The following is an 18168-nucleotide window of genomic DNA, read 5'->3' on the forward strand; positions in this document are numbered from 1 at the left end:
GCTCAGATCTCCGCGCCGCGCATCAGGCCGCGCGCGATGACGATTTGCTGGATCTGCGAGGTGCCCTCATACAGGCGGAACAGGCGTACATCGCGATAAAACCGCTCGATGCCGTAGTCGCTGATGTAGCCGGCGCCGCCGTGGATTTGCACGGCGCGATCGGCTACGCGGCCGCACATCTCGGTGGCGAAATATTTGGCGCAGGAGGCTTCGACGCTGACGTCGCGCCCCTCGTCGCGCTTGCGGGCGGCGTCGAGCACCATGCATTCGGCGGCATACAACTCGGCCTTGCTGTCGGCCAGCATGCCCTGCACCAGTTGAAATTCGGCCACCGGATGTCCGAACTGGCGGCGCTCCATCGCATAGGCCAGGGCGTCGCGCAACATTCGCTTGGCCGCGCCGACGGCGACCGCGGCGATATGCAGGCGCCCCTTGTCGAGCACCTTCATCGCGGTCTTGAATCCTACGCCCTCCTGGCCGCCGATCAGATTGGCGGCGGGAATGCGGCAATTCTCGAAGATCACGTCGCAGGTATGCGCGCCTTTCTGGCCCATTTTCTGGTCGATCTTGCCAAGTGACAGACCGGGTGTGCCGGCCTCCACGATGAACGCGGAGATGCCGCCGGCGCCCTTGATCGCCGGGTCGGTCCTGGCCATCACCGTGAAGATGCCGGCGTGCGGCGCGTTCGTGATGTAGCGCTTGGTGCCGTTGAGCACGTAGGCGTCGCCCTGTGCGTCGGACACGCGCCGCGCGCTGGTCGCGAGTGCCCCGGCGTCGGAGCCCGCACCGGGCTCGGTCAGTGCGAACGAGCCGATCAGCTCGCCCGAGGCCAGGCGCGGCAGGTAATGCGCGCGCTGTTCCGGGGTGCCGTCGATGACGATGCCCTGGGAGCCGATGCCGTTATTGGTGCCGATCAGCGAGCGAAAGGCTGGCGAGGTCTGGCCCAGTTCGAAAGCCACCCGAACCTCTTCTTCCATCGTCAAGCCGAGTCCGCCATAGGCCTCCGGAATCGAAAGGCCGAACAGACCGAGTTCGCGCATTTGCTGCACCAGTTCCTCGGGGATCGCATCCGTTTCGGCAATTTCATGTTCTCGCGGCACCAGCCGCTCGCGCACGAAGCGGCGGATCGAATCTTCGAGCAGTGTTTGGGTTTCGTTATCGCGGATCACTGGATGTCCTTGGGAAGTCGGGATGTCTTGGTATCGCCATTATTCACTCGCATCCGTCAGGGCGCGTGGACGCCAATAACGAACGATCGTGCTATTCGGTCGTTGTAAGATAACAGGCATACCAAGAATTTCAAAATACTGTTCTGCTATGCGAAACCATCTAATCGTTCGCAGTATCGGAGCCGCCGTGATCATCGCTAAAATACCGCCATGAGCAAACAAAAACATGTTTCCGAGACGCCTGCGACTCAATATCTGCGCCAACACCGGATCGCCTTTACTGAACATCCTTACGATTATGTCGAGCACGGCGGCACTACCGAGTCGGCGCGACAGTTGGGCGTCGATGAGCATCATGTGGTGAAGACGTTGATCATGGAGGACGAACAGGCCAAGCCGCTGGTGGTTCTGATGCATGGCGATTGCACGGTATCGACCAAGAGCCTGGCCAGGCAAATTGGCGCCAAGCGCGTGGAGCCGTGCAAGCCCGAAGTGGCGCAGCGGCATTCCGGTTATCTTGTGGGCGGCACGTCGCCGTTCGGCACGCGCCGCACGATGCCGATTTTCGTTGAGAGCAGCGTACTCGAGTTGCCGAAGATATACATCAACGGCGGGCGGCGCGGCTATCTGGTGGGCATCGCGCCGCAGGTGCTGGCGGCCCTGCTCGATGCCAGGCCGGTGCAGTGCGCCAACGCCGGGGCGTAGTCAAGTAGAATGGCGCCCAATTCGACGACCTTAATGGAATTCGCATGGCCACGCTGATTTTCGCGCTTCTCGCCTACCTGATTGGTTCGGTGCCGTTTGCCGTGATCGTGAGCCGCGGCATGGGGCTGGCGGACCCGCGCACTTATGGCTCGAAGAATCCCGGGGCCACCAATGTCCTGCGCTCCGGCAACAAGGCGGCGGCGGCGCTTACCTTGGTGGGCGACGCGTTCAAGGGGTGGCTGGCGGTATTTCTCGCCACGCGCTACGCAAATACCTGGGGCGTGAGCGACGGCGGGCTGGCACTGGCCGCGGTGGCCGTGTTCGTCGGGCATCTATACCCGATATTCCTGCGTTTCGCGGGCGGCAAGGGGGTTGCGACGGCGGCGGGTGTTTTGCTGGCGATCAATGCATGGCTGGGTTGCGCAACCATCGCGACGTGGCTGATCATCCTCGCATTTTTCCGCTATTCGTCGCTGGCGGCGCTCGTTGCGGCGATCTTCGCGCCGCTCTATTACATTTTCATGTTTGGCATCGGCCCGTACACGCCAGCGGTGATTGCGATGTCGCTGCTGCTCATTTATCGGCACTGGGCCAATATCGGGCGATTGCTGGCAGGCAAGGAAAGCCGGGTCGGACAGAAAAAATCCTGATGACTGGGCGCTTCCCCGCCTGATTCAGTCGCGGAAGTTGTTGAAGTCGAGCGGCGTGTCGGTCACTTCCTTGCGCAGCAGTGCGATGGTGCTTTGCAAATCGTCGCGCTTGCCGCCCGAGACACGCACGGCGTCGCCCTGGATGCTGGCCTGCACCTTGACCTTGCTGTCTTTGACCAGACGCACGATTTTTTTCGCTAAGTCGGAACTGACGCCTTTCTTGACGGTGATGATCTGTTTGACCTTGTCGCCGCCGATTTTGTCGATCTTGCCGTAGTCGAGAAACCGTACGTCGACCTGGCGCTTGGCCATCTTGCCGATCAGGACGTCGCGAACCTGTCCGAGCTTGAAATCGTCGTCGGCAAACGCCGTCAGCTCCTGGTCCTTGTGCTCGATGCGGGCATCGGAACCCTTGAAGTCGAATCGGGTGGTAATTTCCTTGTTGGCCTGGTCGACGGCATTCTTGATTTCGACCATATTTGCTTCGCAAACCACGTCAAATGATGGCATGAGCGTCTGCTCCTGGGAGGTTGAGAGGCTGGTGCGCCGTTTCTGTCGCGCCTGGGCCTGACCGCGACCCGTATCGCGGGCGGCCGCTATAATTCGTCGCTCGCTATTGTAATTCAGTCATCACCGCCTTAGGAACGGGCCGCACGCCGCCACGCATGGTTACTCTGCTTACCGATTTCGCTTTACTGGCTCACAACACGTTCGGCATCGATGCGCGCAGCCGCTATGCGGCGGTGCTCGAGTGTGCCGAGGATTTGCCGGTATTGCTGGCCGACCCGCGTGTGGCGGAGTTGCCCCGCCTGGTGCTGGGTGGCGGCAGTAATGTGATCCTGACCCGCGACTTCGATGGCTTGACCGTGCTCACGCGCATTGCCGGACGACGCCTGGTGGCGCAAACCCCGGATGCCTGGCTGGTGCAGGCGGGCGCCGGAGAGGTGTGGCACGATTTCGTCGCCTGGACCATCGGTCAGGGCTGGGGCGGGCTGGAAAATCTCGCGTTGATTCCCGGCACGGTCGGCGCCGCGCCGATTCAGAACATCGGCGCGTACGGGCTGGAACTGGCAGAGCGCTTTGCCTGGTGCCAGGCGTTCGATACCGTCTCGGGCGAGCTCGTTACGCTCGATCGCGCGGCCTGTCGTTTTGCCTATCGAGACAGTCTTTTCAAGCAGGCGCCCGTCGGCAGGTACGTTGTGACGTCGGTGACGTTTCGCTTGCCGCGTCCGTGGCAACCCATGACTCAATACGCCGACGTCGCGCAGGAATTGGCGCAGCGGCATATCGCGCAGCCGTCGCCCCAGGACATTTTTGATGCGGTGATCGCGATTCGCCGGCGAAAGTTGCCCGATCCGGCGGTCATCGGCAATGTCGGCAGCTTTTTCAAGAATCCCATCGTCAGCGCGAACACCCGGGCGACGTTGCTGACGCGCCACCCTGGCCTGGTGTCTTATCCGCAGGCCGATGGCAGCTACAAGCTGGCGGCCGGCTGGCTGATCGATCAATGCGGATGGAAGGGGCGTGCGCTCGGTCCGGTGGCGGTCCACGAGCGTCAGGCGCTGGTGCTGGTCAACCGCGGTGCGGCGCGCGGCGGTGATGTGCTGGCGCTCGCTCAGGCCATCACGGACGACGTGCAGTCGCGCTTCGGCGTGCGGCTCGAGCCCGAGCCGGTCATTTTGTAAGCGAAGCGGGCTGGGCCACCTGCCTGATGCCTGGCGGCTTCAGGCGCGCAAGCGGGCAGCACAGACCGCGCGATCAGCCGTAATGGCAGGTGTAGTCGAGAGTTTCGCTGACCTCGATGTCGAACTGGCTGTGGCCGGGAACATCGAAGCTGTCGCCCGCTCCGTAGCTTTGCCAGTCCTGCTGGCCGTCGAGTCGAATGCGGCAGCGTCCGGCATTGATTTCCATGCGCTCAGGCGCATCGGTGCCGAAGCGCAGCGTGGCGGGGAAGATGACGCCGAGTGTCTTGCGGCTGCCGTCGGCGCACAGCACGGTATGCGAGACGCATTTGCCGTCGAAATAGAGGTTGGCGCGTTTGACGACGCTGACATTGTCCAGTTGGGTTTGGGCCATAGGGGTGAGCCAAGGAAGAGGGAATGGTTTGCTGCGTGCCGGCGTGCTGGCGTGCCGGGCCGTGCCTTCAGGTGCGATAAGGGCACCCGAAGGCGCCCTTATCGATCATTATTGAACCGCGGCTTCAGCTGCGCTTGCGGCGAGCGTTCTCGGCAATGCGCATGCGCAAGGCGTTGAGCTTGATGAAGCCACCGGCGTCGGCCTGGTTGTAAGCGCCGCCGTCGTCGTCGAAGGTCGCGATGGTCTGGTCGAACAGCGTGTCCTTGGAGTCGCGCGCAACGACGCTCACGCTGCCCTTGTAGAGCTTGACGCGTACCCAGCCATTGACCTTCTGCTGGGTGTGGTCGATCAGCACTTGCAACGCGCGACGCTCGGGGCTCCACCAGTAGCCGTTGTAGACCAGCGTGGCATAACGGGGCATCAGGTCGTCTTTCAGATGGGCCACTTCGCGATCGAGGGTGATCGACTCGATGCCGCGGTGCGCCTTGAGCAGGATCGTGCCGCCGGGGGTTTCGTAGCAGCCGCGCGACTTCATGCCGACATAGCGGTTTTCCACCAGGTCGAGTCGGCCGATGCCGTGCTTGCCGCCCAGGCGGTTCAGTTCGGTCAGGACTTCGGCGGGGCTCATGCGTTTGCCGTTGAGCGCTACCGGGTCACCGTTTTCATACTCGATGTCGAGATACTCGGGCGCATCCGGGGCCTTTTCCGGCGATACGGTCCAGCGCCACATGTCTTCCTCGGCCTCGGCCTTGGGGTCTTCCAGGTGGCGGCCTTCGAACGAAATGTGCAGCAGATTGGCGTCCATCGAGTAGGGGGCGCCGCCCTGCTTGTGCTTCATTTCGATCGGAATGCCGGCGTTTTCCGCATAGGCCAGCAGCTTCTCGCGCGACAGCAGATCCCACTCGCGCCACGGTGCGATGACCTTGATGCCGGGTTCGAGTCCGTAATAGCCCAATTCAAAGCGTACCTGGTCGTTACCCTTGCCGGTGGCGCCATGCGAGACCGCGTCGGCTTTCGTCTGGCGAGCGATTTCGATCTGGCGTTTGGCGATCAGCGGGCGGGCGATGGACGTGCCGAGCAGGTATTCGCCTTCGTAGATCGCATTGCAGCGGAACATGGGGAAGACGAAATCGCGCACGAACTCCTCGCGCAGATCGTCGATGAAGATGTTTTCCGGCTTGATGCCGAGCTGGATGGCTTTTTTGCGTGCCGGCTCGAGTTCCTCGCCCTGGCCGATATCGGCGGTAAAGGTAACGACCTCGCATTGGTAGGTGTCCTGGAGCCACTTCAGGATGACCGAGGTGTCCAGGCCGCCGGAGTAGGCGAGCACGACTTTCTTGACGTCAGACATGATGATTTCGCTTTGGGTTGAGTCCTGCGCGAGCGCGCAAGAACGTTATTTTACTCGCACTCACCGGCGCGGGCATGGCCAATCGTGATGCAGCCGCATCAATTCAGTTTGCCCAGCAGCAGGTATTCCATCAGCGCTTTTTGGACGTGCAGCCGGTTCTCCGCCTCGTCCCACACGACGCTTTGCGTGCCGTCGATGACCTCGGCGCTGACTTCCTCGCCGCGGTGCGCGGGCAGGCAATGCATGAACAGGGCATCCGGTTTGGCCTGGGCCATCAGGTCGGCGTCGACGCACCAGTTTTCGAATGCCGCCTTGCGGGCCTCGTTCTCGGCTTCGTAGCCCATGCTGGTCCACACGTCGGTCGAGATCAGGTCGGCGCCAGCGCAAGCCGCGCGGGGGTCGTCGAATTCGCGCAGGCACGCGCGACTCGATTCGTTGACCATCGCCGGGTCCAGGCGGTAGCCGGGCGGTGTGGAGATGTGGAATGTGAAACCGAAGATTTCGGCCGCCTGGATCCAGGTGTACGACATGTTGTTGGCATCGCCGATCCAGGTCACCGTTTTGCCCTGAATCGGGCCGCGATGTTCGTAAAAGGTAAAGATGTCGGCCAGTACCTGGCACGGATGATATTCGTTGGTCAGACCGTTGATGACCGGCACCCGGGAGTATTCGGCGAATCGTTCGAGAATGTCCTGCCCGAACGTGCGGATCATGATGATGTCGACCATGCGTGAAATCACCTGGGCCGCGTCTTCGATCGGCTCGCCCCGCCCGAGCTGGGTGTCGCGCGTGTTCAAAAATACCGCGTGGCCGCCCAATTGGTGAATGCCCGCCTCGAACGACAAACGGGTCCGCGTCGAACTTTTCTCGAAAATCATGGCCAATGTTCGGTCGTGCAGCGGGTGATACGTTTCGTAGTTCTTGAACTTCTGTTTCAGAATGCGGGCGCGCTCCAGCACATAACCGTACTCTTCCAGCGTGAAGTCGTTGAATTGCAGGTAATGCTTGATAGATTTGGCGGTCATCTTGGCATGGCTCTCAAAATGGGCAGTCAAAGCGCCGGGGCGTCGACAATCCTATAGTCTATCAAATCGCTTGCATGCCACCCGCCGGCGGTATGATCGGCCGTTGGCACGACGTTGCGTCGGTACTGGGGACTTTGGGTCGGTGCCGCATTTTTAGCCGTGCGTTTTGCTGGGGTAAGTCTTATATAAGATATAATACTTCCTCAGGCCGGAGCCCCTACCCGCGGCGCCAGTGCCGGCTGTTTTTAGAGGTGATGAAGCGATATGGCCGACCAGGTTCCTGCGCGCGAGTATTTCATCCAGGGTATCACCCGGGATGGTAAAAAATTCAGGCCAAGCGATTGGGCTGAAAGATTGTGTGGTGTCATGTCCTGTTTCGGGCGGGGCGGTAGCGGCCCTAACACGCGGCTGCAGTATTCCCCTTATGTCCGCCCGGTCATGGTCGGCGATCTCAAATGCGTCGTGATCGACGAGCGTCTGCGGGATATCGAGCCGATGGCGTTCGATTTCGTGTTGAATTTCGCGCGCGATAACGGACTGCAAATGACTGAGGCGTGCTCGATCCCGGACGCTCCGGGAGATTTGCCCCCCGCGGCTTGAGCCGGATACGCCCGTGTCGGCGCGTTTGCCTCGAGCGTCGGTCGGAAATAAAAAACCCGCAACGAATGCGGGTTTTTTTTATGCCGCGCCCATGACGGGCCGGCTGCGATCGCACAGGCCGGATTTAAGCGGCGGCGCTCATGCCCTTGATGGCCGAGGCCAGGCGGCTCTTGTTGCGCGCGGCGCGGTTCTTGTGAATGATGCGCTTGTCGGCAATGATGTCGATGGTCTTCTGGGCATCGCGCATCGCGGCGGTTGCCGCAGCCTGATCGCCGGAGGCGATGGCCTTGCGAACAGCCTTGATGGCCGTGCGATAGCGCGAACGCAGCGGGGCGTTGTGCGCATTTTGCTTGGTGTTCTGACGGGCCCGTTTGCGGGCTTGTGCTGTATTTGCCATGTGAATTCCTTGAATTGCTGGGTGGCACGGCTCCCTGGGAGACACGGTGGCCAGGAAGCAATCCATTGACTTCGAAACCGGCGATTGTACTACAAGCCCGGCTTTTTTTGCAATCGCTAATCATGCGGCACGGATGGCCGCGCGTATAATACGCGCAACATGAATTTGCTCAAAGCTCTCCTCACGGTCAGTGGCTTCACGATGCTCTCGCGCGTCACAGGGCTGATACGTGAAATACTCATCGCGCGCATGTTCGGCGCCAGCCAGATGACCGACGCCTACAACGTCGCGTTCCGCATTCCGAATTTACTGCGGCGACTTTCCGCCGAGGGCGCGTTCTCCCAGGCGTTCGTGCCGATTCTGGCGGAGTTCAAGAGCCAGCGCGGGGCTGAGGCCACCAAGAGCCTGGTCGACTCGGTCGCTACCGTCATGCTGTGGTCGCTGCTCACGCTGACCGTGCTGGGCGTCGTCGGCGCCTCCGGCGTGGTGTATGTGGTTGCTACCGGGTTGAGCCGCGAGCAGCAGGCATTCGGCGCGGCGGTGTACATGACGCGGGTGATGTTTTCGTACATTACCTTTATTTCGCTGACCACCCTGGCTGCGGCCATCCTCAATACCTGGAAGAAATTTTCCCTGCCGGCGTTTGCGCCGGTGCTGCTCAATGTCAGCTTTATCGTCACGGCGCTGTGGATCGCTCCCCACCTCGCGACGCCGGTTTACGGCCTGGCCTACGCGGTCATTTTCGGCGGCGTGGTGCAATTGGCGATTCAGATTCCGGCCTTGATCAAAATCGGCATGCTGCCGCGCTTTGGCTGGAGCGTGCTGGCTGCGCTGCGCAATCGAGGGGTCAAACGCGTCCTGGCCAAGATGGTACCGGCGACGCTGGCCGTCTCGGTGGCGCAGATCAGTCTGATCATCAATACCAACATCGCGTCCCGGCTGGCGCAGGGCAGCGTTTCGTGGCTGGCTTATGCGGATCGTCTGATGGAATTCCCCACCGCGCTGCTGGGCGTGGCGCTGGGCACGATCCTGTTGCCCAACCTGTCGAAGGCGCATGCGGATGCCGACCCGGTCGAATATTCCGCGTTGCTCGACTGGGGGTTGCGGCTGACATTCCTGCTCGCGCTGCCATGTGCCGTTGGCCTGCTCGTCTACGCCGAGCCGCTGACCGCGACTCTCTACCAATACGGCCGCTTCGATGCGACCGACGTGATAATGACCTCGCGGGCGCTTACCGCCTACGGGGTGGGCTTGATCGGCCTGATTCTGATCAAGATTCTGGCGCCTGGGTTTTACGCCAAGCAGGACATCAAGACGCCGGTGAAAATTGCAATTTTCGTCTTGTGCATCACACAGCTCTCCAACCTGGTGTTCGTGCCGCTGTTTGCGCATGCCGGGTTGTCCCTGTCGATCGGCGTGGGCGCCTGCATGAATGCGATACTGCTGTTCGTCGGGCTGTATCGGCGCGGTATCTATCGGCCGACGGCTGGATGGAGGTTGTTTTTCGTCCAGTTGTTTGCCGCCTGCTTGATTCTGGCGGGTGTCCTGATGTGGTTCGTGCAGAATTTCGATTGGATCGGTCTGCATGATCGCCCACTGGCGCGCATCGCGCTCCTGGGTGCCAGTCTGGTAGTCAGCGCGGCAGTTTATTTTGGCGCCTTGCTGGCAATGGGATTCAGGTTCGGTTCCTTCCGCAAACGGACGGCTGCGTGATGAGCAGGATGCTTGAATATTTCGCCACGCTGGTCGCGGACGACGCAAGTCTGCCGCTGACCGAAGCGGCGGTGGCCCTGGCGCAGGACGCCTACCCCGACCTCGACATTCAGGGCGTGCTCGCGGAAATCGATAAATTGGCGATGCGCGTGATGCAGCGCGTGCCCGCGGACGCCGGAGCGCTGCAAAAACTGCAACTGCTCGACCACTTCTTTTTTCGGGAGCTTGGTTTCGCGGGAAACCAGAACGACTTCTATCATCCCGATAACAGCTACCTGAACATCGCATTGCAGACCCGGCGGGGCATTCCGATTTCGCTGGCGGTGCTGTACATGGAGATCGGCCAGCAAATGGGGCTGCCGCTGCGAGGATTGTCGTTTCCCGGACATTTTCTGCTGCGTCTGTCGGTGCCGGGAGGCGACGTCGTGATCGATCCGCTGACCGGCCAATCGCTGTCCCCGACCCGCCTGCTCGAACTGGTCGAGCCATATCTGAGCCACTACCGCGCCGAAGCGGAGCAAAGTGGGCAGGATCTGGCGCTTTGGGCGTTGCTGCGCCCATTCCTGGAGCCTGCGTCGCCGCGGGAGATTCTCGCCAGGATGTTGCGTAACCTGAAAGTCATTTATACGCAGAACGAGCGCTGGGAGCGCTTATTGGCCGTCCAGGAACGCATGGTGCTGGTGTTACCGCATGCGGTGGACGAAAGGCGAGACAGGGGGCTGGCCTACGCGCGTCTGCACCATGTGCGTCAGGCTCAGGACGACCTTCAATACTATTTGCAGAAACAGCCGGACGCGAGTGACGCCCAGGCTATTCGCGAGACGCTGGCCGACCTCGACAAACTGGGTGGCGCGGCAGACTGAGCGATACCGCGGGGGCCGTCTAGGCCGACTGGGCGCGCCGCTCGACCTCGCGCCGTAATCCGGGCTTATAGCCAAAGTGGAAAAACAGCTCGGCCATCAGGAAGATCGGCGCAATGAAAACCTGCCAGAAATTGTCCAGCAGCGCCGGCTTGCGCCCCTCGAAGCGGTGGCCTACCAACTGAAAAATCCAGCCGCCGACGAACAGAATTGCAAAAGCGGTCAAGCCGCGCTCAACCGGCAATTCCGCAAGCCGCTCGGCGAGTAACAGCAGGGCCGCCGAAAAGACGGTCATGGCCAGAGCGAGCGGAATGTCGAGCAGGAAATAATAGACCAGCAGTATCAGCACGAACAGTTGGGCGGCACTCATGCCGCTGGTGCCGAATTTCACCCACGAGAGCAGCTGCAGCAAGGCCAGCATGATAGCCGGCACGCCGATGAAATGGGTCAGCCGGTTTTTCGGACTACGGTGATAACGCTGGTAGAACGACATTTGTTCAGCCAAGGTCTTCATGCCGGCCTCCCGCCGCTTGAGATCCAACCATTTTAGAGCAGCGAGGCGCCCGCGCCACGATCTGAAATGGTGCATTCACTCTAGCGGGCCGTTGAAAAACGACTGCGCGAGCCTGACTTCCGGGGCGGGCAGTGCCTGGAATCCTTGCAACACGCCGCATATGCTCTGGTTCCAGCGCCGGTGTGCCCCGATTCAAACCCGCTCGCCAGTTTTGGGGGCACCGTGCCGGGTCGCGCGGGCCGGCCCGGCGCCTTATGCCCTCGAGCCGAACGCGCGTGGCCGGCTACTTCGGCTGCATGCGGATTGCGCCGTCCAGGCGAATGACCTCGCCATTGAGCATCGGATTCGTCAGGATCTGCTTGACCAGCATGCCATATTCAGCCGGCTTGCCCAGGCGCGGCGGGAACGGCACCATTTTGCCCAATGCGTCTTGCACTTCCTGCGGCATACCCAGCAACATCGGCGTCTCGAAAATGCCTGGCGCGATCGTCATCACCCGAATTCCACTGCGGGAGAGGTCACGCGCCACCGGCAGCGTGAGGCTGACGATGCCGCCCTTGGAGGCCGCGTAAGCAGCTTGCCCAATTTGGCCGTCGTACGCGGCCACCGACGCCGTGTTGACGATCACGCCGCGCTCACCTTGCGCGTTGGGTTCTGTCTGGCACATCGCCTCGGCGGCCAGCCGAATCATGTTGAACGTGCCGATCAGGTTGATATTGATCACCTTGGCGAACTGGGCCAACGGGTGCGGGCCATCTTTGCCAACCGTTTTGGTGCCGATGGCGATACCGGCGCAGTTGACCAGGCCGCGTAACGCGCCCAATGCCGTGGCCGCCGCCACGGCGGCCTGTCCGTCCGCCTCCTGGGTCACGTCGCAGTGTACGAACTGGCCGCCGAGTTCGCTCGCCAGCCGGGTGCCGGCTTCGTCGTTCAGATCGGCCAGCACCACGATGCCGCCGTTATCGGCGAGCATGCGCGCCGTACCCGCGCCAAGACCCGAGGCGCCGCCGGTGATGAGGAATACATTGCCTTTGATTTCCACGCTGAACTCCCGAAAACGAATGAGTGGGGCGACTATCACAAGCGACGGCCGCGCCGGCAATTGACGTATACGTCAATTGCACCCGTAAAAAAAGCGGCCGGAGCCGCCTTGGCCGGCCAACCGCCCGGCCTGACGGATAGACCCGGAGAGCCTCAACCAAGCGCGGCGAAAACGCGGTCGCGGATAGCCTCGACCGAGCCGAGACCTGAAATCTGCCGATATTGCGGTGCGGCGACCTTGGCGCTCGGATCCCCATGCCGGGCCCAATCCGAATAATAGGCAATCAGCGGCTTGGTCTGCGCGTCGTAGACTTCCAGGCGTTTGCGCACCGTTTCTTCCTTGTCGTCTTCGCGCTGGATCAGCGGCTCGCCGGTAACGTCGTCGAGACCCTCGACCTTGGGCGGGTTGAAAACGACGTGGTAGGTGCGGCCCGAGGCGACGTGCGCGCGGCGCCCGCTCATGCGGGTGATGATCTCGTCGAACGGCACGTCGATTTCGAGCACATAGTCGATCGGCACGCCCGCCTGCTTCATTGCCTCGGCTTGCGGGATGGTCCGCGGGAAGCCGTCGAACAGATAGCCATTGGCGCAATCGGGCTGGGTCAGGCGTTCCTTGACCATGCCGATGATGACCTCGTCCGAAACCAGTTCCCCGGCGTCCATGAACTTCTTCGCGGCCAGTCCCAGCGGCGTGCCGGCCTTGACCGCGGCGCGCAGCATATCGCCGGTGGAGATTTGCGGAATACCGTACTTTTCTTTGATGAAAGTGGCTTGGGTGCCTTTGCCGGCCCCGGGTGCGCCCAACAAGATCAAACGCATCGGTTGACTCCTGACAGTTTATGATTTGTGAATTCTGGGGTACTGCGAGGAGAGCAGGTGTCCGGCAAGCCGTGGCGGCGCCAAATTCCTACGAGCGGTCCCGCCTCGCTATGTTCAGCAGCGATTATGCCATGCCGCTGGGCCGACGCCGGGATTTGCGCCCACGTTTGTCAAGCAGGTGGCGGGTTTGGAATGAGGAAGATCTTGCCTAGCCAGTGAGCAGCGCGCGCACGCGCGCCAGGTCTTCCGGCGTATCGATGCCGGGCGCGGGCGCATGCTCGGTCAGCAGCACCGCAATTCGCTCGCCGTGCCACAATGCACGCAATTGCTCGAGCGATTCAGCCAATTCCAGCGGCGCCTGGGCGAGCGACGGATAAGTGCGCAAAAACGAGACGCGATAGGCATACAGGCCGATGTGCCGGTAGACCGTAGCCGGCGGCATCGGCATGCTTGCAACCTTGGGCCAATGCGCTTGCCAGGCGTCGCGGGCCCAGGGGATCGGCGCGCGCGAGAAGTACAGCGCGCGCTGTTGCGCGTCGAGCACCACTTTGACCACGTTGGGATTAAAAATATCGGCCGGCGCCGAGATCGGATGGGCGGCGGTGGCCAGCGCGCATTCCGGGTGACTCGCCAAATGAGCGGCCACGTCGGCAATCAGATTCGGGTCGATCAGTGGCTCATCGCCCTGCACGTTGACCACCAGCGCGTCGTCGGGCCACCCCAGCCGTGCGGCGACCTCGGCCAACCGGTCGGTGCCGGACGGGTGATCCGGACGGGTCAGGATGGCTTCGATGCCGTGCTCGCGTGCGGCGTCAACCACGCTGGTGGCATCGGTCGCGATGACCACGGTCGCGGCGCCGGAGCGTTGCGCCTGCTCGGCCACGCGCACCACCATGGGTTTGCCCGCCAAATCCGCCAGCGGCTTGTTCGGCAGGCGGGTCGACGCGAGTCGGGCGGGAATGACAGCGATAAACGGGATCGTCATCTGGACGCGGCAGCGCGCGAGAGGTTAGTCGCCGTTGGGCACGGGCGTGCCCTCGACCGATTGCCGCGCTTCGTCCGCCAGCATGATCGGAATGCCATCCCGAATCGGATAGGCGAGCTTGTCGGCGTGGCAAATGAGTTCCTGCGCCTTGCGGTCATATTCAAGCGGACCTTTGCACAAGGGGCAGACGAGAATTTCAAGCAGTCGGGTGTCCACGCAATTTCTCCACAACCAGGGATATGAAGCGCGCATCGAGCGTCGCTTGCGCGCGGACCGCCCACAGCCGGGGGTCGCGCCATGTCAGGCATTTTACTGCATCCTTCTCGGTGATCAGGATGGTGTCGGCGGTAACGCCGTCGAACGGGTTACGCGCGAAATCGTAATGATCGGGCAGCGGCAGGGTATCGATGCTCAGTCCGGCAGCGCGCAGCGCCGCGAAAAAACGCTCGGGAACCCCGATGCCGGCCGCGGCCAGCACGCGCCGCCCGGAAAAATGATCGAGCGGGCGCTGCAACCCGGGCTGGCTGACGCACCAGGCCACATCGAGTTGCAGCGTTAGTTGGAAAGTGTCGGGCCAATCCGGCATGTCGTCGCAATGGCTCGAATTGATCAGATTGGCGTCGCGCGGGCGCGTCAAAGGCTCGCGCAGCGGGCCCGCCGGCAGCAGGAAGCCGTTGCCGGCCAGGCGGCGGTCGAACACGGCAATTTCGACATCTCGCTGCAGTGCGTAGTGCTGCAGACCATCGTCGCAGACCAGCACGTCGCAATCAGGGTGCGCCACCAGCAAAGCCTTGCCGGCAGCGACCCGATCGGGGCAGACCCACACGGGCGCCTGGCTGCGGCGCGCGATCAGCAACGGCTCGTCGCCCACCTCGGCGGCGGCGGTTTTCTCGCCGACCTCGCGGGGTTCGGTCAGACGCACGCCATAGCCGCGCGAGAGCACGCCCGGGGTGAATCCGGCCTCGCGCAGGGCAGCCACCATGGCAATCACGGTCGGCGTTTTGCCGGTGCCGCCGACCGTCAGGTTGCCGATCACGACCACCGGTACGGGCAGCCGATGGCTGGTCAGCCAACCGCGCCCATAGGCCATGCGCCGCAATGCCGCGATGCCGCCGAACACCTTTGACAGCGGCCATAGGCACCAGGCCAGCGCACCGCGCGTTTGCCATTGTGCGGCAACACGGCCAGCCAGCCGGTCCGCCAGGTGGCGAAGGCTGGCGCAACGGGTGCGCGAGGCAGGCCGGCTCATGGTCCGGCGCCCTGGTTGGCGCGCGTGGCGAACGTCAGGTGCGACAATCCTGCCAGGCGCGCAGCCTCCATGACGTTGATGACGGCTTGATGGGTGGACTGCGCGTCGGCATTGATGATGAGCACCGGTTCCGCGCCATTGGCACGGCTGCGCGCCACGTCAGCGGCTTGCTTGAGCGCGGTGTTCAATGCCGCTGGCGTGGTGCCGGACAGAACCCGGCGGTCAATCGCGTAGGCGCCATCCGCACTGACCGAAACCACGATTTTCTCTGGAACGGGCAACGCCTTGTTTGCGTCGGCGACCGGCAGCGTGACCTTGAGCGCCGTGTATTTCGTATAGGTGGTGGTGATCATCAAAAAAATGAGAATCACCAGCAGAACGTCGATGAGGGGGATCAGGTTGATCTCCGGCTCAGCCTTCTCCAATCCGCGGCGGAAATTCATCGGTTGAGTCCCCAAGCCCTAGTGCCGCGGCACGGTTGCATCGAGGAAATGCACGGCTTGAGTCTCGAGCTCCACCAGATACGCATCCACGCGAGCGCGGAAATATCGGTAGAAAATCATTGCGGGAATGGCGATCATGAGACCGAAGCCGGTGTTGTAGAGCGCCACGGAAATGCCGTGGGCCAATTGTGTCGGATCCGTGCCCGCTGCACTTTGCGATCCGAATATCTCGATCATGCCGACTACCGTGCCGAACAATCCCATCAACGGCGCCACTGACGCGATGGTGCCAAGCGCGCTCAGGTAGCGCTCCAGTTCATGCGCGACCGCGCGACCGGTTTCCTCGAGGGTTTCCTTGGCAACTTCGCGTGGAGCTTCGGGGTTTTGGCTGACAAAACGTACGCCGGTCACGAGAACCTTCCCGAGGGCCGAGCCGAGGGCCATCTGCTCGAGAGCCTCGCTACTCTTCGCATGCGGACGCCGCACGAGCTGCAGCGCCTTGTCCAGCAATCCCGGTGGCAAAACGCGGTCGCGCCGCAAACTGATGGTTCGCTCGACAATCAAGGCCAGAGCAATGATGGAAGCAATCAATAGCGGCCAAATGGGCCAGCCGGCGGCCTTGATAACGGCAAACAATCTGAACCTCGTGGGGCGGGATGAAAGGAACGTCGTGAACAGGCCGCACTCTAGCGCGCCCCCGCATGATGGGCAAGGTGGTTTTCGGTGACGCGGCTTCCCGAAGTATCTTGGCAAAACCTTAAAATGGCGTGTAAGTGATTGTTCCAAAGGACTTTGCGTCGCGTATCCAAAGATATGCGGCCTTATGCGTAACAAAAATGAACGGTCCACCTTAAGGAATCTGATTAAAATAATTTCGCAATCTGTGGATAACTTTGTGAACATCTCATCATTTGGCAATTCAACTTGTGCCTTTGCCGGCCCTTGCGCCAATCGATTTATTTTTTCTGACAGTTAATATTTATAAAAATCAAAAAGTTATGTTTGATATCTGTTGCGAAGGAAGAGATGTTGGTCGAAAAGGCCCGATACCGCGAGTCTGTGGAAAGAATTTGGCCGGGCAAGCCGCATGAAAACTGATTTCGACCAGGAGAAGCGCCAGTTTGCTGCGGATCGGGCCATTAGTGTTTCAGAATTGAACAGCAGCGTGGCCGCCGTACTCGAACGCAATTTCCCGCTGGCGTGGGTTGGCGGCGAGATTTCCAACTTCACCCGAGCGGCCAGCGGACATTGGTATTTTTCGATCAAGGACGCGCGCGCGCAAATGCGTTGCGTGATGTTCCGCAGCCGGGCGCAGCACGCTGATTTCTCGCCGCGCGAGGGCGACCGGGTCGAGGTGCGCGCGCTGCTGTCGATGTACGAACCGCGCGGCGAAGTTCAACTGAACGTCGAAGCGATTCGCCGCGCTGGCCAGGGCAATCTTTACGAGGCGTTTTTGCGGCTGAAGGAAAAATTGGCTGCCGCGGGGTTGTTCGACGCCGAGCGCAAGCGGGCACTACCCGCATTCGTTCGCAGCGTCGGTGTGGTGACCTCGCTGCAGGCAGCCGCCCTGCGCGACGTGCTGACCACGCTGGCGCGTCGTGCGCCGCATTTGTCCGTGATCGTGTATCCCGCGCCGGTGCAGGGCGCTGATGCGGCCGCGCGCCTGGCCGCTGCGCTCGAGAAAGCAAACGCCCGGGCTGAGGTCGATGCGCTGCTGCTGTGCCGAGGCGGCGGTTCGATCGAGGATTTATGGGCGTTCAACGAAGAGGTGCTGGCGCACGCGATTGTGGCCAGCCGGCTGCCGGTCATCAGCGCGGTTGGTCATGAAACAGATTTTACGATCGCCGATTTCGTGGCGGACGTGCGTGCGCCCACGCCGACCGCGGGCGCCGAATTGATCAGCGCCTCGCGCGATGAATGCCTGCGCGTGCTCGGGCGATTCGGCGAGCGCCTGCGTCATGCGATGGCGCGTGGGCTGGAACGTCGCTCGCAGCAACTCGATTGGCTCACGCGCGAATTGGTCAGTCCGCGCGAGCAATTGGCGCAGCATCGCAGTCGGCTTGACCATTTGTCCGCGCGATTGCGTCACGCCCTGGTGCAACCGGTTGTGCGTGAGCGGGGAAGGTTTGCCTTGCTGGCGCTGCGTCTGGCGAAGGCACGTCCGCAGGTCGCCACCGCGCAGGCGCATCTGGTCCGGCTCGGCGAGCGGCATGCCGCCGCGATGCAACGGCAACTGGAGCGCGGCAGCGCCCGCACCGCCGATCTGTCGGTCCGGCTCGAGCTGCTCAGCCCTCGGCACACGCTGGCGCGTGGCTACGCCGCGCTACTCGACGAGCGAGGTCAGGCGGTGCGCGATCCGCATCGCCTGCAGCCCGGCAGGCACGTCACGGTGCACCTGGCCGAAGGAGCCGCCGATCTTGGTATTGGTGACGTGCAAGTCAGGCTAGACGATACTTTTTAAGCGGCTCCCAGGCAGGCGTGTCGATAATTGCCGGCAATCTGCGGGCAACGGCGCCAAATTTATCCGAACGTCCGAGAGTGCCGTAATGACTGCGTGGCCCGGGAGTCCTT

General features: G+C 62.0%; 21 protein-coding genes. 7 read left to right on the top strand and 14 right to left on the bottom strand.

All coding sequences use genetic code 11. The annotated features are described in order from the left end of the window. Positions 1 to 2: 2 nt before the first annotated feature. Positions 3 to 1169, bottom strand: coding sequence for an acyl-CoA dehydrogenase family protein (locus PATSB16_RS00750; protein ID WP_047215981.1), 1167 nt, complete (start codon positions 1167 to 1169; stop codon positions 3 to 5). 210 nt (positions 1170 to 1379) lie between these two features. Between PATSB16_RS00750 and ybaK the strand changes: the two genes are divergently transcribed. Beyond that, entirely contained in the window at positions 1380 to 1874 is a 495-nt protein-coding gene (gene ybaK / locus PATSB16_RS00755; RefSeq protein ID WP_047215982.1) for a Cys-tRNA(Pro) deacylase, read from the top strand. A 44-nt stretch (positions 1875 to 1918) separates the two neighbouring features. Continuing rightward, a complete protein-coding gene (gene plsY / locus PATSB16_RS00760) occupies positions 1919 to 2524 on the top strand; it encodes a glycerol-3-phosphate 1-O-acyltransferase PlsY (RefSeq protein WP_047215984.1) in 606 nt (201 codons plus the stop codon). A gap of 24 nt (positions 2525 to 2548) precedes the next feature. On the opposite strand, the gene PATSB16_RS00765 is transcribed toward plsY, so the two are convergent. Next, positions 2549 to 3034: a YajQ family cyclic di-GMP-binding protein gene (locus PATSB16_RS00765; protein WP_047215986.1), complete on the bottom strand. Its 486-nt coding sequence runs from the start codon at positions 3032 to 3034 to the stop codon at positions 2549 to 2551. 155 nt (positions 3035 to 3189) lie between these two features. Here PATSB16_RS00765 and murB point away from each other — a divergent pair, with 155 nt between their 5' ends. Then, positions 3190 to 4209 (top strand): UDP-N-acetylmuramate dehydrogenase, encoded by a 1020-nt coding sequence (gene murB, locus PATSB16_RS00770; protein WP_047215987.1) that lies wholly within the window; start codon positions 3190 to 3192, stop codon positions 4207 to 4209. A 73-nt stretch (positions 4210 to 4282) separates the two neighbouring features. On the opposite strand, the gene ppnP is transcribed toward murB, so the two are convergent. The 3 genes from ppnP to argF form a co-directional block, all read right to left on the bottom strand. Then, on the bottom strand, positions 4283 to 4600 hold the full coding sequence (gene ppnP / locus PATSB16_RS00775; protein ID WP_047215988.1) for a pyrimidine/purine nucleoside phosphorylase: 318 nt from the start codon (positions 4598 to 4600) through the stop codon (positions 4283 to 4285). A 124-nt stretch (positions 4601 to 4724) separates the two neighbouring features. Next, positions 4725 to 5951 (bottom strand): argininosuccinate synthase, encoded by a 1227-nt coding sequence (locus tag PATSB16_RS00780; RefSeq protein WP_047215989.1) that lies wholly within the window; start codon positions 5949 to 5951, stop codon positions 4725 to 4727. 98 nt (positions 5952 to 6049) lie between these two features. Next, on the bottom strand, positions 6050 to 6976 hold the full coding sequence (gene argF, locus PATSB16_RS00785; protein ID WP_047215990.1) for an ornithine carbamoyltransferase: 927 nt from the start codon (positions 6974 to 6976) through the stop codon (positions 6050 to 6052). Positions 6977 to 7240: 264 nt separating this feature from the next. On the opposite strand from argF, the gene PATSB16_RS00790 reads away from it, so the two are divergent. Then, the gene (locus PATSB16_RS00790) at positions 7241 to 7576 is read left to right on the top strand and encodes a DUF3579 domain-containing protein (RefSeq protein ID WP_047215991.1); all 336 of its coding nucleotides are present in this window, start codon (positions 7241 to 7243) and stop codon (positions 7574 to 7576) included. Between the two features lie 124 nt (positions 7577 to 7700). Here PATSB16_RS00790 and rpsT read toward each other — a convergent pair whose 3' ends face one another. Further along, the gene (gene rpsT / locus PATSB16_RS00795) at positions 7701 to 7973 is read right to left on the bottom strand and encodes a 30S ribosomal protein S20 (protein ID WP_047215992.1); all 273 of its coding nucleotides are present in this window, start codon (positions 7971 to 7973) and stop codon (positions 7701 to 7703) included. A 159-nt stretch (positions 7974 to 8132) separates the two neighbouring features. On the opposite strand from rpsT, the gene murJ reads away from it, so the two are divergent. Together murJ and PATSB16_RS00805 are read left to right on the top strand one after the other, a co-directional pair. Then, positions 8133 to 9686 (top strand): murein biosynthesis integral membrane protein MurJ, encoded by a 1554-nt coding sequence (murJ, locus tag PATSB16_RS00800; RefSeq protein WP_047215993.1) that lies wholly within the window; start codon positions 8133 to 8135, stop codon positions 9684 to 9686. Further along, positions 9686 to 10549, top strand: coding sequence for a SirB1 family protein (locus PATSB16_RS00805; protein WP_047215994.1), 864 nt, complete (start codon positions 9686 to 9688; stop codon positions 10547 to 10549). Before murJ ends, PATSB16_RS00805 begins: the two co-directional genes overlap by 1 nt. A 19-nt stretch (positions 10550 to 10568) precedes the next feature. On the opposite strand, the gene PATSB16_RS00810 is transcribed toward PATSB16_RS00805, so the two are convergent. The 8 genes from PATSB16_RS00810 to PATSB16_RS00845 all read right to left on the bottom strand — a co-directional run bounded on the left by PATSB16_RS00810 (position 10569) and on the right by PATSB16_RS00845 (position 16233). Next, positions 10569 to 11060 carry an Mpo1 family 2-hydroxy fatty acid dioxygenase gene (locus PATSB16_RS00810; RefSeq protein WP_047216823.1) on the bottom strand — a complete coding sequence of 164 codons (492 nt, stop codon included), beginning with the start codon at positions 11058 to 11060 and terminating at the stop codon, positions 10569 to 10571. 283 nt (positions 11061 to 11343) lie between these two features. After that, positions 11344 to 12102, bottom strand: coding sequence for a 3-hydroxyacyl-CoA dehydrogenase (locus tag PATSB16_RS00815; RefSeq protein ID WP_047215995.1), 759 nt, complete (start codon positions 12100 to 12102; stop codon positions 11344 to 11346). A gap of 152 nt (positions 12103 to 12254) precedes the next feature. After that, on the bottom strand, positions 12255 to 12920 hold the full coding sequence (gene adk / locus PATSB16_RS00820) for an adenylate kinase (protein ID WP_047215996.1): 666 nt from the start codon (positions 12918 to 12920) through the stop codon (positions 12255 to 12257). Between the two features lie 208 nt (positions 12921 to 13128). Next, the gene (kdsB, locus tag PATSB16_RS00825; protein WP_047215997.1) at positions 13129 to 13905 is read right to left on the bottom strand and encodes a 3-deoxy-manno-octulosonate cytidylyltransferase; all 777 of its coding nucleotides are present in this window, start codon (positions 13903 to 13905) and stop codon (positions 13129 to 13131) included. 24 nt (positions 13906 to 13929) lie between these two features. After that, entirely contained in the window at positions 13930 to 14121 is a 192-nt protein-coding gene (locus PATSB16_RS00830; protein WP_047215998.1) for a Trm112 family protein, read from the bottom strand. Continuing rightward, positions 14102 to 15154 carry a tetraacyldisaccharide 4'-kinase gene (gene lpxK, locus PATSB16_RS00835; RefSeq protein ID WP_047215999.1) on the bottom strand — a complete coding sequence of 351 codons (1053 nt, stop codon included), beginning with the start codon at positions 15152 to 15154 and terminating at the stop codon, positions 14102 to 14104. Before lpxK ends, PATSB16_RS00830 begins: the two co-directional genes overlap by 20 nt. Further along, entirely contained in the window at positions 15151 to 15597 is a 447-nt protein-coding gene (locus tag PATSB16_RS00840) for an ExbD/TolR family protein (RefSeq protein ID WP_047216000.1), read from the bottom strand. Before PATSB16_RS00840 ends, lpxK begins: the two co-directional genes overlap by 4 nt. Positions 15598 to 15615: 18 nt before the next feature. Continuing rightward, a complete protein-coding gene (locus PATSB16_RS00845) occupies positions 15616 to 16233 on the bottom strand; it encodes a MotA/TolQ/ExbB proton channel family protein (protein WP_047216001.1) in 618 nt (205 codons plus the stop codon). Between the two features lie 451 nt (positions 16234 to 16684). On the opposite strand from PATSB16_RS00845, the gene xseA reads away from it, so the two are divergent. After that, entirely contained in the window at positions 16685 to 18058 is a 1374-nt protein-coding gene (gene xseA, locus PATSB16_RS00850) for an exodeoxyribonuclease VII large subunit (RefSeq protein WP_047216002.1), read from the top strand. Positions 18059 to 18168: the final 110 nt, after the last annotated feature.

Source organism: Pandoraea thiooxydans, assembly GCF_001931675.1.
Classification (GTDB): Bacteria; Pseudomonadota; Gammaproteobacteria; order Burkholderiales; family Burkholderiaceae; genus Pandoraea; species Pandoraea thiooxydans.